Annotated in this window: 15 protein-coding genes and 1 pseudogene; 12 read left to right on the top strand and 4 right to left on the bottom strand. The window is 68.3% G+C overall.

The genetic code is table 11. The features are described 5' to 3' along the window. The first annotated feature begins 235 nt into the window (after positions 1-235). Complete coding sequence (locus AB0O21_RS32130; protein ID WP_365176670.1) at positions 236-1,840, top strand: ABC transporter substrate-binding protein; 1,605 nt, start codon at positions 236-238, stop codon at positions 1,838-1,840. A gap of 71 nt (positions 1,841-1,911) precedes the next feature. After that, positions 1,912-3,492, top strand: a complete 1,581-nt coding sequence (locus AB0O21_RS32125) for an ABC transporter substrate-binding protein (protein WP_365176667.1) — start codon at positions 1,912-1,914, stop codon at positions 3,490-3,492. An 80-nt stretch (positions 3,493-3,572) separates the two neighbouring features. Here AB0O21_RS32125 and AB0O21_RS32120 read toward each other — a convergent pair whose 3' ends face one another. Together AB0O21_RS32120 and AB0O21_RS32115 are read right to left on the bottom strand one after the other, a co-directional pair. Beyond that, positions 3,573-4,247, bottom strand: coding sequence for a response regulator transcription factor (locus AB0O21_RS32120; RefSeq protein ID WP_365176664.1), 675 nt, complete (start codon positions 4,245-4,247; stop codon positions 3,573-3,575). 65 nt (positions 4,248-4,312) lie between these two features. Then, positions 4,313-5,266 (bottom strand): PD-(D/E)XK nuclease family protein, encoded by a 954-nt coding sequence (locus AB0O21_RS32115; protein WP_365176661.1) that lies wholly within the window; start codon positions 5,264-5,266, stop codon positions 4,313-4,315. Positions 5,267-5,435: 169 nt separating this feature from the next. On the opposite strand from AB0O21_RS32115, the gene AB0O21_RS32110 reads away from it, so the two are divergent. The 3 genes from AB0O21_RS32110 (at position 5,436) to AB0O21_RS32100 (ending at position 8,243) form a co-directional block, all read left to right on the top strand. Further along, the gene (locus AB0O21_RS32110; RefSeq protein WP_365176702.1) at positions 5,436-6,569 is read left to right on the top strand and encodes a site-2 protease family protein; all 1,134 of its coding nucleotides are present in this window, start codon (positions 5,436-5,438) and stop codon (positions 6,567-6,569) included. An 18-nt stretch (positions 6,570-6,587) separates the two neighbouring features. Next, on the top strand, positions 6,588-7,484 hold the full coding sequence (locus AB0O21_RS32105) for a tRNA (adenine-N1)-methyltransferase (RefSeq protein WP_365176658.1): 897 nt from the start codon (positions 6,588-6,590) through the stop codon (positions 7,482-7,484). 189 nt (positions 7,485-7,673) lie between these two features. After that, positions 7,674-8,243: a hypothetical protein gene (locus AB0O21_RS32100; RefSeq protein WP_365176655.1), complete on the top strand. Its 570-nt coding sequence runs from the start codon at positions 7,674-7,676 to the stop codon at positions 8,241-8,243. 4 nt (positions 8,244-8,247) lie between these two features. Here AB0O21_RS32100 and AB0O21_RS32095 read toward each other — a convergent pair whose 3' ends face one another. Then, complete coding sequence (locus tag AB0O21_RS32095) at positions 8,248-8,568, bottom strand: ferredoxin (protein WP_365176699.1); 321 nt, start codon at positions 8,566-8,568, stop codon at positions 8,248-8,250. Between the two features lie 264 nt (positions 8,569-8,832). On the opposite strand from AB0O21_RS32095, the gene arc reads away from it, so the two are divergent. The 6 genes from arc (at position 8,833) to prcA (ending at position 15,024) form a co-directional block, all read left to right on the top strand. Then, positions 8,833-10,599, top strand: a complete 1,767-nt coding sequence (arc, locus tag AB0O21_RS32090; RefSeq protein ID WP_365176652.1) for a proteasome ATPase — start codon at positions 8,833-8,835, stop codon at positions 10,597-10,599. A 266-nt stretch (positions 10,600-10,865) separates the two neighbouring features. Continuing rightward, positions 10,866-12,377, top strand: coding sequence for a depupylase/deamidase Dop (dop, locus tag AB0O21_RS32085; protein WP_365176649.1), 1,512 nt, complete (start codon positions 10,866-10,868; stop codon positions 12,375-12,377). Positions 12,378-12,561: 184 nt separating this feature from the next. Continuing rightward, positions 12,562-12,774 (top strand): ubiquitin-like protein Pup, encoded by a 213-nt coding sequence (locus tag AB0O21_RS32080; RefSeq protein ID WP_030294332.1) that lies wholly within the window; start codon positions 12,562-12,564, stop codon positions 12,772-12,774. Between the two features lie 48 nt (positions 12,775-12,822). Next, the gene (locus AB0O21_RS32075; protein WP_365176646.1) at positions 12,823-13,422 is read left to right on the top strand and encodes an endonuclease VII domain-containing protein; all 600 of its coding nucleotides are present in this window, start codon (positions 12,823-12,825) and stop codon (positions 13,420-13,422) included. Continuing rightward, a complete protein-coding gene (prcB, locus tag AB0O21_RS32070; protein ID WP_030233611.1) occupies positions 13,374-14,213 on the top strand; it encodes a proteasome subunit beta in 840 nt (279 codons plus the stop codon). Before AB0O21_RS32075 ends, prcB begins: the two co-directional genes overlap by 49 nt. Before the next feature lie 46 nt (positions 14,214-14,259). Then, the gene (gene prcA, locus AB0O21_RS32065; protein WP_329387563.1) at positions 14,260-15,024 is read left to right on the top strand and encodes a proteasome subunit alpha; all 765 of its coding nucleotides are present in this window, start codon (positions 14,260-14,262) and stop codon (positions 15,022-15,024) included. A gap of 57 nt (positions 15,025-15,081) precedes the next feature. Here the strand turns inward: prcA and AB0O21_RS32060 are convergent, their stop codons facing one another. Beyond that, the gene (locus AB0O21_RS32060; protein WP_365176642.1) at positions 15,082-16,080 is read right to left on the bottom strand and encodes a LacI family DNA-binding transcriptional regulator; all 999 of its coding nucleotides are present in this window, start codon (positions 16,078-16,080) and stop codon (positions 15,082-15,084) included. Positions 16,081-16,216: 136 nt separating this feature from the next. On the opposite strand from AB0O21_RS32060, the pseudogene AB0O21_RS32055 reads away from it, so the two are divergent. After that, positions 16,217-17,539, top strand: a pseudogene (locus AB0O21_RS32055) (MFS transporter). Positions 17,540-17,545 lie beyond the last annotated feature (6 nt).

The following is a 17,545-nucleotide window of genomic DNA, read 5'->3' as shown; positions in this document are numbered from 1 at the left end:
CGGTGCGATTACACCCCATGTCCGGCCAGTTCCAGCCATCCCGTCCCGGGCCACTAGTGTCATTGCGGGCACTGCGCCGCACCTCAGCCGCCCCGGACACACACCCTTGTTGCCGGGACCGCGTGGACCGATCGTCACTACACCGGCCCGATCGTTCCGCCCTGAACGGGCGACCGCCGCGAAGTGCCCTTCACACCGCTTTGAGCAAGTGCCGGTAACAGGGAGTACTTCCAGCATGAACCGCAAGACCATGGTGCTGACGGCCGCGGCCGGACTGCTCACCCCCACGCTGGCCGCATGCGGCACCGCGACCGGCGGAGGAGCAGGATCCGGAGCGATCGTCGTCGGAACCACCGACCGGTTCGAGGCCGCCGAATACGCCCCCGCCCCCTTCGACCCGGCCTACGCCTACGACGCCGGCGCCTGGAACGTCCTGCGCCAGACCGTCCAGACGCTCATGCACACCCCCCGCGCCGGCGGCCAGCCCGTCCCCGAAGCAGCCTCCGACTGCCGCTTCACCGACACCGGCAACGAGAGCTACCGCTGCACCCTGCGCCCCGGCCTGAAGTTCTCCTCCGGCGACCCCGTCACGGCCAAGGACGTCAAGTTCTCCATCGAACGCGTCCTCGCCATCAAGGACGAGAACGGCCCCTCGTCGCTCCTGGCCAACATCGACACCGTCGAAGCCAAGGCCGCCGACACCGTCGTCTTCCACCTGAAGGCCCCCGACGCGACGTTCCCGTACAAGCTCTCCACCCCCGCCGCGGGCATCGTCAGCGAGAAGCACTACGACGCCAAGAAGCTCCGCGAGGGCTTCGCCGTGGACGGCTCCGGCCCGTACACGATGAAGGCCGAAGTCAAGAACAACCAGCTCGTCCGCGCCGTCTTCAGCAAGAACCCCCACTACAAGGGCGACCTCAAGCTGCAGAACGACAAGGCCGAACTGCGCACCTACGCCGACTCCACCGCCATGGGCAAGGCACTCGCCGACGGGAAGATCCACATGATCTCCCGCACCCTGTCGCCCGCCCAGATCAACGAGCTCTCCACCAAGCCCCCCAAGGGCGTCAAGCTCACCCCGCTGCCCGGCCTGGAGATCCGCTACCTCGGCTTCAACACCGACGCCCCCGTCGTCAAGGACAAGGCCGTACGCCAAGCCCTCGCCGCCGCCGTCGACCGCAACGCCCTCATCAACAAGGTCTACGGCAAGTCCGCGCAGCCCCTCTACTCGCTGGTCCCCACCACCGTGACGGGCCACGTCAACTCCTTCTTCAACAAGTACGGCGACGCCAACACCGCCAAGGCCGCCACCCTGCTGAAGGACGCCGGGATCAAGACCCCGGTCAAACTCACCCTGAACTACACCACCGACCACTACGGCGACGGCACCGCGGCCGAGTTCGAAGCCCTCAAGGCCCAGCTGAACTCCACCCAGCTGTTCGACATCACCGTCCAGGGCAGCGACTGGGCCGACTTCCGCCCCGCGCAGAAGAAGGGCGACCACGCCGCCTACGGACTCGGCTGGTTCCCCGACTACCCCGACGCCGACAACTTCCTCGCCCCGTTCCTGGAGCAGGACAACTTCCTGGGCACCCCGTACGCCAACACCGCCGTACGCACCCGCCTCATCCCCGAATCCCGGCGCGCCGCCGACCGCAACGTCGCCGTCCCCGCGATCACGGAGATGCAGGACATCGTCGCCGACGACGTGCCCGTCCTGCCCCTGTGGCAGGGCAAGCAGTACGTCGCCGCACGCGACGGAATCACCGGAGTGGAGTGGTCCGTCAACGCCATCTCCGACCTCCAGCTGTGGGAGCTCGGCCGCGGCGTAAGCGGCTGACGCACGCAACCAACCGGCAGCGGGTGTCGCGGGCCGGCCCAACGAACCGTTCGACTGAGAAGGACACATCCGTGAATCGACGTAACCAGTGGCTGGCGGCCCCGCTCGGCGCAGCCACCGCCGCCGCGCTGCTCAGCGGTTGCGGTTCGACCGATGGCTCCAACGCCGGCAGCGGCAAGGGCGTGGTCATGGGGATATCCGACAAGGTGAAGGCCACCGACCCGGCCTCCGGCTACGACCCGGGCTCCTGGGTCCTGTTCAACAACGTCTTCCAGTCCCTCCTCAGCTTCCCCAAGGGCGGCACCACCCCCGAGCCGGACGCCGCCGAGACCTGCGGCTTCGAGGGCGCCGACAGCAAGACGTACAAGTGCACCCTGCGCGGCGGCCTCAAGTTCAGCAACGGCCACAGCCTCACCGCGAAGGACGTCAAGTACTCCTTCGAGCGCACCCTGAAGATCAACGACGAGAACGGCCCCGCCGTCATGCTCGCGTCGATCGGCACCATCGACGCCCCCGACGACAAGACCGTCGTCTTCCACCTCAAGAACTCCGACGCGACCTTCCCCAGCAAGATCGCCTCGGGCGCCGGCTCCATCGTCGACCGCGCCGAATACCCGGCCGACAAGCTCCGCACCGACGGCAAGGCCATCGGCTCCGGCGTCTACAAGCTGGACTCCATCAACGACAAGAGCGCGAGCTTCTCCGTCAACGAGTCCTACACCGGCAAGGCCAAGGTCCGGAACTCCGGCGTCACCATGAAGTTCTTCAACGAGGACCAGGCCGCCCTCAAGAAGGTCCTCGAAAGCGGAGACGTCGACTTCGCCTTCCGCGGCCTCGCCGCCAAGGACATCGCCGGCCTCTCCACCAACACCGGGGACAAGAAGGTCGAGGTCGTCCAGGGCACCGGCGCCGAAGTCCAGCACCTCGTCTTCAACATGAACGACCCCGTCGCCGGAAAGATCCACGTCCGCAAGGCCATCGCCTACCTCGTCGACCGCGAAGCGCTGGTCAAGGAGGTCTACCAGGGAACCGCGACCTCCCTCTACTCGATCGTCCCGGCCGGCATCGCCTCCCACACCACGCCCTTCTTCGACCGCTACGGCGGCAGCCCCCAGCTGGAGAAGGCCAAGGCCGTCCTGCGCGCCGCCAACGTCAAGGACAAGGTCAAGCTGACCCTCTACTCGACGCCCTCGCGCTACGGCCCCTCCACGGACCAGGAACTGCAGCTCATCGCCAAGCAGCTCAACGACAGCGGCCTCTTCGAAGCCGACGTCAAGTCCGCCGAGTTCGACCAGTACGAGAAGGACATCCAGGCCGGCAAGTACGGCGTCTACGTGAAGGGCTGGGTCCCCGACTACCCGGACGCCGACAACTTCACCCAGCCGTTCTTCGGCCCCGACAACGTCCTCGGCAACAACTACGACAACAAGGAGATCACCGGGACCATCATCCCGTCGACCTCCGCGAAGTCCGACCGCACCGCCGCCAACACGGACTACAACCGCCTCCAGGACATCGTCGCCGACGAGATCCCGATCCTCCCGCTCTGGCAGGGCAAGCAGTACGCGGTCACCCGCCCCAACGTCACCGGCCTCCAGTGGTCGCTCGACGCGTCGACCGTCTTCCGCTTCTGGGAAATCAGCAAGGGCTGAGCCCGAGCGACCCGAAGCCAACGGGCCGGCAGCCGCACCACGCGGCCGCCGGCCCGTTCGCCGTCCGTCCCCCAACAGCCCTACTGGTTCGCGCCCGGCCGCACCAGACCACTCTCGTACGCGTACACCGCGGCCTGCACCCGGTCCCGCAGCCCCAGCTTCGTCAACACGTGCCCCACATGCGTCTTCACCGTCGTCTCGCTCACGAACAGGTCCGCCGCGATCTCCGCGTTCGACAAGCCCCGGGCCACCAGCTTCAACACCTCGACCTCCCGCTCGGTCAACGTCCCCAAGGTGTCCGGCACGCTCTCCTCACCCGAAGGCAGATGACCCGCGTACTTGTCCAGCAGCCGCCGCGTGATGCTCGGCGCGAGCATCGCCTCGCCGCCCGCGACCACCCGGATCGCCTGCACCAGCTCATTGGCCGGCGCGTCCTTCAGCAAGAACCCGCTCGCCCCCGCCCGCAGCGCCTCCACCACGTACTCGTCCAGATCGAACGTGGTCAGCACCAGCACCTTCGCCGGACCGTCCCGACCCGGACCCGTGATCTGCCGGGTCGCCTCCACGCCGTCCATCCGCGGCATCCGGATGTCCATCAGCACCACATCCGGCTGCAGCGCCCGCACCTGGTCCAACGCCTGCAGACCGTCCCCCGCCTCACCCACCACCGCGAGGTCCTCCTCGGCCTCCAGGATCATCCGGAAGCCGGTACGCAGCAGCGGCTGGTCATCGACCAGAAGGACGCGGATCGCCACGGGGTCTACCTCGTATTCACACGGCATCTTCGACGGACGCCGCCCATTCTGCCCTGACCGGGCAATCAGGAATCGGCCGGGCGCGGGCCGATCGTCAGAGGATAGGCCGGGGGAGTCCCCCCGAACTCCGGACACACCGCCTGATGATCACACCAGCCGCACAACTTCGTCGGCCGCGGCCGCCAGTCACCCGACTCCGTCGCCTCCCGGATCGCGTCCCACAACGCGTGCAGCTTGCGCTCCACCCGCTCCAGATCCTCCACCACCGGGTCGTACGTCAGCACCTCACCACTGCCCAGGTACACCAGCTGCAACCGCCGCGGCACGACCTGCTTCAGCCGCCACACCACCAACGCGTAGAACTTCATCTGGAACAACGCACCCTCGGCATACTCCGGCCGCGGCGCCTTGCCCGTCTTGTAGTCGACGATCCGCACCTCACCCGTCGGCGCCACGTCCACCCGGTCGATGATCCCGCGCAACCGCAACCCCGACGCCAGCTCCGTCTCCACGAAGAACTCCCGCTCCACCGGCTCCAGCCGCGTCGGGTCCTCCAACGTGAACCAGCGGTCCACCAGCGCCTCGGCCTCCGTCAGCCACCGCGCCAGCCCCGCCCCACCGTCACCCTCCGGGAACAGCTCCGCCAGCTCCGGCTTCGACTCCAGCAACCGCTCCCACTGCCCCGGGACCAACGCCTTCGCCGCCGGCGCCGTCCGCTCCGCCGCAGGATGGTCGAAGAGCCGCTCCAGCACCGCGTGCACCAGCGTCCCGCGCGTCGCCGCCGCACTCGGCTTCTCCGGCAGCTTGTCGATCACCCGGAACCGGTACAGCAGCGGACACCGCATGAAATCGCTCGCCCGAGAAGGAGAAAGCGAAGTGGGCGCCACAGCGGCCCGCACCACGCCCGCATCCACACCGGCACCCACAGTGACATCCGCGGCCACACCAGCACCGGCACCCTCATCGGTACCGGCACCCTCATCGGCGGCGCCTGCCACGGCACCCGAGCTCATCGTCATGCACAAAACCCTACGACCCGCCACCGACAGCCCACGCCATACCATCGACGCCGAGCCCCCTCGCACTGCATGATCAGAGCATCGCACCGAACGAAGGACAACCGTGGCAGACACCGACGAAACCGGCGAGCGCCCAGACCGGCGCTCAGGACCGGGCGGCGGCATCCTCATGGGCCGCCCCTTCGGCGTGCCCGTCTACGTCTCGCCCAGCTGGTTCCTCGTAGCCGCACTCATCACCTGGGTCTTCGGCGACCAGCTCGACCGCGTCCTACCCGACCTCGGACCGGTCCGCTACCTCGTCTCCCTCTTCTTCGCCGTCGCCTTCTACGCCTCCGTCCTCGTCCACGAACTCGCCCACACCGTCGCCGCCCTCCGCTTCAAACTCCCCGTCCGCCGCATCCAGCTCCAGTTCTTCGGCGGAGTCTCCGAAATCGAGAAGGAATCCGAGACCCCCGGCCGCGAATTCGTCCTCGCCTTCGTCGGCCCCCTCCTCTCCCTCCTCCTCGCCGGCGCCTTCTACCTCGGCATGAAAGCCGTCGACCCCGCCACCGTCCCCGGCGTCCTCCTCGCCGGCCTCATGATCTCCAACCTCCTCGTCGCCGCCTTCAACCTCCTCCCCGGCCTCCCCCTCGACGGCGGCCGCATGCTCCGCGCCGTCATCTGGGGCATCACCGGCAAACCCATGACCGGCACCATCGCCGCCGCCTGGATCGGCCGCGCCCTCGCCGTAGCCGTCCTCCTCGGCCTCCCCCTCCTCACCCACACCGGACTCCTCGGCAACCGCACCGACGAGATCGGCGGCATGGACACCGTCATGGACGCCCTCCTCGCCGCCATCCTCGCCGCCATCATCTGGACCGGCGCCGGCAACAGCCTCCGCATGGCCCGCCTGCGCGAACACCTCCCCGAACTCCGCGCCCGCACCCTCACCCGCCGCGCCATCCCCGTCGAGAACACCACCCCCCTCTCCGAAGCCCTCCGCCGCGCCGACGAAGCCGGAGCCCGCGCCCTCGTCGTCGTCGACGGCCACGGAGACCCCACCGCCATCGTCCGCGAAAGCGCCATCGCCTCCGTCCCCGAACACCGCCGCCCCTGGGTCGCCGTCAGCACCCTCGCCCAAGACCTCACCGACGGCATGAAGGTTTCCGCGGACCTCACCGGCGAAGAACTCCTCGACCACCTCCGCGCCACCCCCGCCACCGAATACCTCGTCCTCGAACCCACCGGCGAGATCTACGGCGTCCTCTCCACCCTCGACGTCGAAAAAGCCTTCGTGAAAGCCATGGCACGGCCCCAGTCCTGAACCCAATACACTGGTCACATGTCCGAACCGACCGGTGCCGCCCGCCGACGCGGGCCCTTCGAGGTCGGGGACCAGGTTCAGCTCACCGACCCCAAGGGCCGCCACTACACGTTCACGCTCGAAGCCGGGAAGAATTTCCACACCCACAAGGGTTCCTTCCCCCACGACGAGCTGATCGGCTCCCCCGAGGGCAGTGTTGTCCGTACCACGGGAAACGTCGCGTACCTCGCGCTGCGCCCCCTGCTCCCCGACTATGTCCTGTCCATGCCCCGCGGCGCCGCCGTGGTCTACCCCAAGGACGCCGGCCAGATCCTGGCCTTCGCCGACATCTTCCCCGGCGCCCGCGTCGTCGAAGCAGGCGTCGGCTCCGGCTCCCTGAGCAGCTTCCTGCTGCGCGCCATCGGCGACCAGGGCATGCTCCACAGCTACGAGCGCCGCCCGGACTTCGCCGAGATCGCCACCGCCAACGTCGAGCGCTACTTCGGCGGCCCGCACCCGGCATGGAAGCTGACCGTCGGCGACCTCCAGGACAACCTGGACGAAACCGACGTCGACCGCGTCATCCTCGACATGCTCGCCCCCTGGGAGTGCCTCGAGGCCGTCAAGAAGGCGCTCGTCCCCGGCGGCATCCTCTGCTGCTACGTGGCCACCACCACCCAGCTGTCCAAGACCGTCGAATCCATCCGCGAGATCGGCTGCTTCGCCGAACCGCAGCCCTGGGAATCGATGATCCGCAACTGGCACGTCGAAGGCCTCGCGGTCCGCCCCGACCACCGGATGATCGGCCACACCGGCTTCCTCGTCACCGCCCGCCGCCTCGCAGACGGCGTCGAGCCCCCCATGCGCCGCCGCCGCCCCGCCAAGGGCGCCTACGGCGAGGACTACGAAGGACCCGGCAGCGACCGCTCCGCGTAACCGCTCCGCGCACCCAACACAACGGCGCTGTGGCGCAGTTCCCCCCCTCACCCCGGGAACTGCGCCACAGCGCCTTTTCGTTGTCGGAGGCGGAACGCGGCCACCGGTCCGGACCCGGCCGTTCCACCATCGTGTGAGGTATGGCACGATGCTGGCTCCCCGTCATCCCTCGCACAGGAGACACCCCGCGTGCCGCACAGCCCCGCCGAGCCGGAACTGGGACACACCCGCACCAAGCCCGTCCACTGGATCGCCACCGCATCCGCCATGGCCGCCGTCATAGCCGGCGCGGGACTCCTCCAGCCGGCCACCGGAGCCCCCGCCAAGGCCGCCGAAGGCCCGCCGGCCACCGCACCCGACCCGACGGGCATCACCTACCCCCTCGACTGCAAGGGCGCCCCGCAGGCCGTCACCGCCACCGCCCAAGGCGACCTCGACGGCGACGGCCGCCCCGAAACCGTCGCCGCCGTCCGCTGCGACGCCGGATCCGGCACCCCGCCCCACGCCCTCTACGTACTCGTCCAGGACCGCACCGCCGGAGCCCGCCCCCGCGTCGTCGCCACCCTGCTCGAAACCACCCAGCGCAAGACCGCCACCGACCTCACCGTGCGCAACGGAGCGGTCACGGCAAGCCTCCTCGGCTACTCCTCACCCGACGTCCCGCGCTACAGCCCCGACCTCAAACAGCGCGCCAAGTGGCGCTGGAGCGACGGAAAATTCCGCCAGGAGCTGACGGACTCAGCCGCCAGGAGTGTTTGAACCCTCACTCCGCGTCCGGACCGAAGACCTCCACCCGGTCCGAAACGCGCCGGACGTGGATGCAGTCACCCGGACACTCCTTCGCCGAATCGACCACGTCCTGCAGCAGCGTCAGCGGAACCGGAGTCGTCGCCCCCGCCTCCTGCAGCAGCTCGTCGTCCGCGCTCTTCACATACGCCAGACCATCGATGTCCAGCTCGAACACCTCCGGCGCGTACTGCGCGCAGATGCCGTCCCCGGTGCAGAGGTCCTGATCGATCCAGACCTCCAGCGCCTCGCCGGACCCGCCCGCGACGCCCGCCGGAGCCTCCTGCTGCACGGTCATATCTCCTGCCGTTCCCTGCCCTGAGTGATCCATCCCGGTCACAACCCGCGGCAAGTCGCGCGAGCCCTGACGGGTGTTGAACAGTTCGACCTTACAACCGGCCGCTTTCAGATGTTGATGGGTGGGTATTTCCTTGGCGTGAGGGAGTACGCAAGGGTGAAGATCGGACACGCCTCTACCGTCTTTGTGATCTAGGGGTTTCAATCACCACCAGCCCAGGTAGGGTCAGGAAGCGTCCAGCTCCCCTTGGAGGAGGTGAGGACCGTGGCAGCCCACGACGACGACATCAACCGCGGCATCCGGCCCGGACGAGGGTCTGAGGACCCCGCCGGCCAGGTTGCCTATCTCGAGCAGGAAATCGCCGTCCTGCGCCGCAAGCTCGCCGACTCTCCGCGACACACGAGGATTCTCGAAGAGCGGATCGTCGAGCTTCAGACAAATCTGGCCGGCGTCTCCGCACAGAACGAACGACTGGCGAATACCCTCCGTGAGGCCCGCGACCAGATCGTGGCCCTCAAGGAAGAAGTCGACCGGCTCGCACAGCCGCCGGCAGGCTTCGGTGTCTTCCTGCAAGCCAACGAGGACGGCACCGTCGACATCTTCACCGGAGGCCGAAAGCTCCGCGTGAACGTCAGCCCCAGCGTCGACCCGGAAGACCTCCGGCGCGGCCAGGAAGTCATGCTCAACGAAGCGCTCAACGTGGTCGAGGCCATGGAATTCGAGCGGGCCGGGGACATCGTCACCCTCAAGGAAATCCTTGAGGACGGCGAGCGCGCCCTGGTCGTCGGGCACACCGACGAGGAAAGGGTGGTGAGGCTCGCCGAGCCGCTCCTGGACATCACCATCCGCCCCGGCGACGCCCTCCTGCTCGAACCCCGCTCCGGCTACGTCTACGAAGTGGTCCCCAAGAGCGAAGTCGAAGACCTCGTCCTCGAAGAGGTCCCCGACATCGACTACGACAAGATCGGCGGCCTGGGCGACCAGATCGAACTGATCCGCGACGCCGTCGAGCTCCCGTACCTCTACCCCGACCTCTTCAAGGAACACGAACTGCGGCCCCCGAAGGGCATCCTGCTCTACGGCCCGCCCGGCTGCGGCAAGACGCTCATCGCCAAAGCCGTCGCCAACTCCCTTGCCAAGAAGGTCGCAGAAGTCACCGGACAGGCAGCAGGAAAGTCCTACTTCCTGAACATCAAGGGACCCGAACTCCTCAACAAGTACGTCGGCGAGACCGAGCGGCACATCCGCCTCGTCTTCCAGCGTGCCCGCGAAAAGGCCAGCGAGGGCACCCCCGTCATCGTCTTCTTCGACGAGATGGAATCCCTCTTCCGCACCCGCGGATCCGGAGTCAGCTCGGACGTCGAGAACACCATCGTCCCCCAGCTGCTCGCCGAGATCGACGGCGTGGAAGGCCTGGAGAACGTCATCGTCATCGGCGCCTCCAACCGCGAAGACATGATCGACCCGGCCATCCTCCGCCCCGGACGCCTCGACGTGAAGATCAAGATCGAGCGCCCGGACGCAGAAGCCGCCAAGGACATCTTCGCCAAGTACCTCAAGGCGACGCTGCCCCTGCACACGGACGACCTGTCCGAACACCAGGGCTCCACGGCCGGCACCGTCCACAGCATGATCCAGACCGTCGTCGAGCAGATGTACGCCGAAACCGAGGAGAACCGCTTCCTCGAGGTCACGTACGCCAACGGCGACAAGGAAGTCCTCTACTTCAAGGACTTCAACTCCGGCGCGATGATCCAGAACATCGTCGACCGGGCCAAGAAGATGGCGATCAAGGCCTTCCTCGAACACAACCAGAAGGGCCTGCGCGTCTCCCACCTCCTCCAGGCCTGCGTGGACGAGTTCAAGGAGAACGAGGACCTGCCCAACACCACCAACCCGGACGACTGGGCCCGAATCTCCGGAAAGAAGGGCGAGCGGATCGTATTCATCCGCACCCTCGTCACCGGAAAGCAAGGCGCGGACACCGGACGCTCCATCGACACGGTGGCAAACACCGGTCAGTACCTCTGACAAGCGGAGCGGCTGCGGATGCCCTCCCCGGGCATCCGCAGCCGACTGCTTTACCGGCCGCTTTTCAGCCGGTGACGAGGCCAATTCAATGACGGAAATGATCTCCCCACGAGCGCGAAGTGGTTCTAGGCTCATCCGTACCGCCGCCGGGCGCGCAGTGCGGGGACGGGCACCGCACAGGAACAGGCACAGGCACGCGCACCGGAGCACCAGCGGTACTTGAGCGCCGCTCCCGAAGAGGAGCGCCGCCGGGCAAGGAGGGCCGCATGACCGTACGGCGAGTAATGGGGATCGAGACGGAGTACGGGATCTCCGTCCCGGGCCACCCGAACGCCAATGCCATGCTCACCTCGTCCCAGATCGTCAACGCCTACGCGGCGGCGATGCACCGGGCGCGCCGCGCCCGCTGGGACTTCGAGGAGGAGAATCCGCTGCGGGACGCCCGGGGCTTCGACCTCGCCCGCGAGGCCGCGGACAACAGCCAGCTCACCGACGAGGACATCGGCCTCGCCAACGTCATCCTCACCAACGGCGCACGGCTCTACGTCGACCACGCCCACCCCGAGTACAGCTCCCCCGAGGTCACCAACCCGCTCGACGCCGTCCTCTGGGACAAGGCCGGCGAGCGGATCATGGCCGAGGCCGCCGTACGGGCCGCCCAGCTGCCCGGAGCCCAGCCGATCCACCTCTACAAGAACAACACCGACAACAAGGGCGCCTCCTACGGCACGCACGAGAACTACCTGATGAAGCGGGAAACCCCCTTCTCGGAGATCGTGCGCCACCTGACGCCCTTCTTCGTCTCCCGCCAGGTCGTCACCGGCGCCGGCCGGATCGGCATCGGCCAGGACGGCCGCGAACACGGCTTCCAGATCAGCCAGCGAGCGGACTACTTCGAGGTCGAGGTCGGCCTGGAGACCACCCTCAAGCGCCCCATCATCAACACCCGCGACGAACCCCACTCCGACGCCGAGAAGTACCGCCGGCTCCACGTGATCATCGGAGACGCCAACCTCTCCGAGATCTCGACGTACCTGAAGCTGGGCACGACCTCGCTGGTCCTCGGGATGATCGAGGACGGGTTCATCAACGTCGACCTCGCCGTCGACCAGCCGGTACGCACCCTGCACCAGGTCTCGCACGACCCCGACCTGCAGCACCTGATCACGCTGCGCAGCGGGCGGACACTGACCGCGGTGCAACTCCAGATGGAGTACTTCGAGCTCGCCAGGAAGTTCGTGGACGAGCGGTACGGCTCCGACGCGGACGAGCAGACCAAGGACGTCCTGGTCCGCTGGGAGGACGTCCTGGGGCGGCTGGAGACCGACCCGATGAGCCTGTCCGGCGAGCTGGACTGGATCGCCAAGCGGGAGATCCTCGAGGGCTACCGGCGCCGTGACGGCCTGGGCTGGGACGCGGCGCGGCTGCACCTGGTGGACCTCCAGTACTCGGACGTACGGCCGGAGAAGGGCCTGTACAACCGCCTGGTGGCCCGCGGCAAGATGAAGCGGCTGGTGGAGGAGCCGGCGGTGGAGCGGGCCCAGAGCAAGCCCCCGGAGGACACCCGGGCGTACTTCCGCGGCCGCTGCCTGGAGCAGTACGCGGACGACGTGGCGGCGGCCTCCTGGGACTCGGTGATCTTCGACCTCCCGGGCCGCGACTCCCTGCAGCGCGTCCCGACCCTGGAACCCCTCCGGGGGACCCGGAACCACGTCAAGGAGCTCCTGGACCGCTGCCGCACGGCGGAGGACCTGGTGCGGGTGCTTTCGGGACAGTGAGTGGCGCCTTCGGGGCCTGAAAGGGCCCCGGTCCGGGAATCATGAAATCAGCCGGACGTTATGAAAGTGCGGGGACGAATGTCGGACCCTCCTTGTAGGGTCCGACGTAGGGTCTGATCTTGAGAGATCCCGAATCCCGGGGTCTCTCGACATGAGCGTGCGAACCGAGCGGGGTGAGGTAGACATGGCGACCAAGGACACCGGCGGCGGACAGCAGAAGGCGCAGCGCTCGACCGAGGAGGTCGAGGAGGCGGCGGTCGAGGAATCGACCGACCTCAAGGAGCGCCAGGAGAAGCTCTCCGACGACGTCGACTCCGTTCTGGACGAGATCGACGATGTCTTGGAGGAGAACGCCGAGGATTTCGTGAGGTCGTTCGTCCAAAAGGGTGGCGAGTAGAGCCCTCCAAGGCTATTTAGCCTTCGAATCGAAGGTGCGGGGGCGGGGATGGCTGAGGCGGCGCCGGAAGGTATGAAGCGTTGCTCGCGGTGCAAGCGTGTTCAATCGCGCGAGGCCTTCGCGAGTAACCGCGCGATGCGGGATGGCCTGCAGGCGTATTGCCGCGAATGCCAGGCAGAGCATTACAAGCAGAGGCAAGAAGCGAAAGGGCGGACGGTGCGGGCGAAGATCCCCGTGCCGTCAGGCCACAAACAGTGCCCCCAGTGCGGGGAGATCAAACCTCACTCGGAGTGGGAGCGGAACAAGACGAGTTCGGACGGTTGGGCCAGCTACTGCCGAGAGTGCCGGGCGCAACGGAACCGAGCCTCGTACTTCAAGCGCCACTACGGCATCACAGAAGCCGAACGTGATGACATGATCGCGGCCCAAGGCGGGAACTGCCTGCTCTGCAGGGAAGCTCCGGCCGAGCACGTTGATCACGATCATCAGACGGGTAAGGTCCGAGGCGTACTGTGCTTCAGCTGTAACGCAGCCTTGGGGCAGTTCAAGGACCGGCCGGACGTCATAAGGCGTGCAGCCGCTTACGTGGAAGGAAACCTGTGGAACCCAACACTCGTAGCACAGGGCGTCTACCGGCAGCCTTCCTGACGCCGGGGTCGTCGTCCTTCATGGACTTCCTGGGCGCGCACTCGCCCGAGATGCTGCCCGGCAACCGCAAGCTGCCGGAGGGCGTCGTCGAGGCGCCGCACGGGACGACCATCGTCGCCGCCACCTTCCCCGGAGGAGTGGTGCTCGCCGGTGACCGGCGGGCGACCATGGGGAACATGATCGCGCAGCGGGACATCGAGAAGGTGTTCCCGGCCGACGAGTACTCCGCCGTCGGCATCGCCGGTACGGCCGGCCTGGCCGTGGAGATGGTGAAGCTGTTCCAGCTGGAGCTGGAGCACTTCGAGAAGGTGGAGGGGACGACCCTCTCCCTCGAAGGCAAGGCGAACCGGCTCTCCACCATGATCCGGAGCAATCTGGGCATGGCGATGCAGGGGCTGGCCGTCGTGCCTCTCTTCGCCGGCTACGACGAGGCCAAGGAGAAGGGCCGGATCTTCTCCTACGACGTGACCGGCGGCCGCTCCGAGGAGCACGGATACGCCGCCACCGGATCGGGCTCGATCTTCGCCCGCGGTTCGATGAAGAAGCTCTTCCGCCCGGATCTGACGGAGGAGCAGGCCACCACGCTGGTCGTGCAGGCGCTGTACGACGCCGCCGACGACGACTCGGCGACCGGTGGGCCGGACCTGTACCGCCACATCTATCCGATCGTCACCGTCATCACGGACGAGGGATTCCGCAGGCTGACGGACGACGAGTCGCAGGAACTCGCCCGTACGGTCACCAATCGTCGGCTGGAGCAGCCCGACGGCCCGCGCGCCGCCCTGCTCTGACCATCCGTCGCCTCCCAGGAGCCCAGAAGAAAGGGACGGACAGCCGGTGTCGACTCCGTTCTATGTGTCACCCCAGCAGGCCATGGCCGACCGGGCGGAATACGCCCGGAAGGGCATCGCCCGCGGTCGCAGCCTTGTCGTGCTGCAGTACGCCGACGGCATCGTGTTCGTCGGGGAGAACCCGTCCCGTGCGCTGCACAAGTTCAGCGAGATCTACGACCGGATCGGTTTCGCGGCCGCCGGCAAGTACAACGAGTACGAGAACCTGCGGATCGGCGGTGTGCGCTACGCCGATCTGCGTGGATACACCTACGACCGTGACGATGTGACGGCCCGTGGGCTGGCGAACGTGTACGCGCAGACGCTCGGCACGATCTTCTCCTCTGCGGGTGAGAAGCCGTACGAGGTGGAGCTGGTCGTCGCCGAGGTGGGTGCGACGGCTGCCGGTGACCAGATCTACCGGCTTCCGCATGACGGTTCGATCGTGGACGAGCACGGTTCGGTCGCGGTCGGCGGCAATGCCGAGCAGATCAGCACCTTCCTCGATCAGCGTCACCAGGACGGGATGACCCTGCCCGACGCGCTGAAGCTGGCGGTGCAGGCGCTGTCCAGTCAGGCCAATGGTGCGGACAAGACGATTCCGGCGGAGCGGCTGGAGGTCGCGGTGCTGGACCGTACGCGGGCTCAGCAGCGGAAGTTCAAGCGGATCCGTGGCCGGCAGTTGGCGCGGCTGCTGGAGGCGGATGTTCCGGCGGCGGCTCAGGCGGATGCCGTGTCGAATGACGAGGCGCCGGAGGACGACGCCGAGTAGGACCGGTCCAGCGATGGCCCCGGTCGCCCTTTGTGGGCGGCCGGGGCTTCGTCGTGTTCAGGGGGTGGGGGCGGGGCCGGTGGAGGCGCGGGGGATGAGGGTGACGGGGATGTCGGGGGCGGTCCAGGGGGTGCCTTCGAGGACGGCGAGGAGGGCGGTCATGCCCTGTTCGCCGACGTGTTCGGCGGGGAGGTGGACGGTGGTGAGTTCGGGTTCGACGGCGGTGGCGAGGGCGAGGTCGTCGAAGCCGGTGACGGAGAGGTCGTCGGGGACGCGCAGGCCGAGGCGGCGGGCGGCCTTGCAGGCGCCGGCGGCGAGGATGTCGTCGTCGCAGATGATCGCGGTGGGGCGGTCGTGCGGGGTGGCGAGGGCCGTCTCCATGGCGGTGCGGGCGGCGTCGACGCTGAGGGGGGCGCGTACGGTGCGCAGCTCGGTGTGGGGGCCGAGGTGGGTGGCGAGGGCCTGGGCGCGGATGTGGAAGGTCCAGGAGTCGATGGCGGAGGCGAGGTGGAGGAAGCGGCGGTGGCCGTGGGTGAGGAGGTGTTCGGTGGCTTGGCGCATGCCGTCGGCGATGTCGAGGTTGACGTGGGCGGAGGCGTGGCCGGCGGTGGGGTCGCTGTCGAGCATGACGAGGGGGAGGTCGGTGCCGCCGATGGCGTGGAGGGCGTCTGCGGCCATGGAGGAGGCGATGACTCCGTCGAGGGCGGCGCGGGCGGAGGCGAAGGGGTTGCGGGCGGGGCCGGTGCCGTCGGGGGAGGGGTAGAGGACGACGCCGAAGCCGTGTTCGGCGGCGATGCGGGCGGCGCCGGTGTAGACGCGGGCGAAGAATTCGTTGGTGAGGGCGGGGACGACGAGGAGGGCGGTGCGGGTGGTGCCGAGGCGGAGGTTGCGGGCGGCGAGGTTGGGGCGGTAGCCGAGCTGGGTGGCGGTTTCGCGGACGAGGCCGGCGGTGCGTTCGGAGACGCGGCCGCGCCATTTGTCGCCGAGGACGAGGGAGACGGTGGCCTGGGAGACCCCGGCGGCGGTGGCGACGTCCCGGCTGGTGGGTCTCGTCACAGGGGGCTCCCGAAGTGCGTGGTCAGGGCGGGTGGGCGGGTCCGGTGGGTGGACCGGTGGGCTGTGGCCATGGTACGTATGACGGGTCACGTTATACGTATTACTCCGGCGGTGGTCCGGGCGGAAAGGGGCGGACATGGCCGCGGGTTACGCGGAGCTGCTCAGGACCCGGCACGCTGCGAGGCTGCTGGTGGGCACGCTGATAGGCCGGCTGCCCAATGGGACGGCGGCGATCGCGATCGTGCTGTTCACGCGCTCGGAGGGCGGGAGCTACAGCCTGGCGGGGGCGCTGGCCGCCGCGTACGGGGTGGCGAACGCGGTGGGGCAGCCGCTGCTGGGGCGTGCGGTGGATCTGTACGGGCAGCCGCGGGTGCAGTTGCCGGCGGCGGTGGTGTCGGCGCTGGGCATGGTGTGGCTGGCTCTGGCGGGCATCGGGTCGGGTCCGGTGGCGTATGCCGCGGTGGTGGTCGCGGGGCTGTTCACGCCGCCTCTGGAGGGCGGGCTGCGGGCGCTGTGGCCGGGGGTGCTGGGTGGCCGTGAGGAGCGGGTGCACGCGGCGTACGCGATGGACGCGGTGGCGCAGGAGGTCATGTTCACGGTGGGTCCGCTGCTGGTGACGCTGTTCGTGTCGCTGTGGTCGCCGGCGGGGGCGCTGCTGGCCCTGAACGTGATCGGGGTGCTGGGGGCGCTGTCGGTGGTGGTGAGCGAGCCTTCGCGGAGGTGGAAGTCGGAGCCGCGGGAGGCGCACTGGCTGGGTGCGTTGCGTTCGAAGGGGCTGTTGGCGCTGTTGGGGGCGTTCTTCTTCGTGGGGATGGCGTTGGGTTCGATCGCGGTGGCGGGTGTGGCGTACGCGGATGATCACGGGGATCAGGCGGTGTACGGCTGGTTGATGGCGGCGCTGGGGCTGGGTGCGCTGGTCGGTGGCGTGGTGTACGGGGCGCGGCAGTGGGCGGGTGCGGCCGAGAAGCGGCTGCGGTTGCTGGTGGCGTTGCTGGCGCTGGGTTATCTGCCGTTGATGCTGGTTCCGGGGCCGGTGGCCATGTCGGGTCTGGCGGCGCTGTCCGGGGTGTTCCTGGCGCCTTCGCTGGCGTGTGCGTTCATCGTGGTGGACCGGCATGCGCCGGCGGGGACGGTGACGGAGGCGTTCTCGTGGCTGGTGACGTTCTTCGGGGTGGGTGCGGCGATCGGTACGGCTGCGGCTGGTCCGGTGGTGGAGTGGTCGGGTACGGCGGCGAGTTTCGGTGTGGCCGGTGTCGCGGGGGTGGCGGCGTTTCTGGTTCTGATGGTGACTCAGCGGGTGCTGGGGGCCGGGGGCCGGAGCCGTGCGGTGGCGGGGTCTTCGGGGGGCGTGGTGGAGCCGGTGGTGGAGGGCGTTTCGTAGGCGTGTCGGGCGGGGCGCGGGGAAACTGATCGAAACGGCGCTCTCGAACCCGGTTTCAGAAGGGGGCAGAAGGCGTAATGTTCA

The organism is Streptomyces sp. NPDC091371 (assembly GCF_040684275.1).
GTDB lineage: Bacteria > Actinomycetota > Actinomycetes > Streptomycetales > Streptomycetaceae > Streptomyces.
Note: the sequence above shows the minus strand (reverse complement) of the source record. Positions and strands in the feature narration are given on the sequence as shown.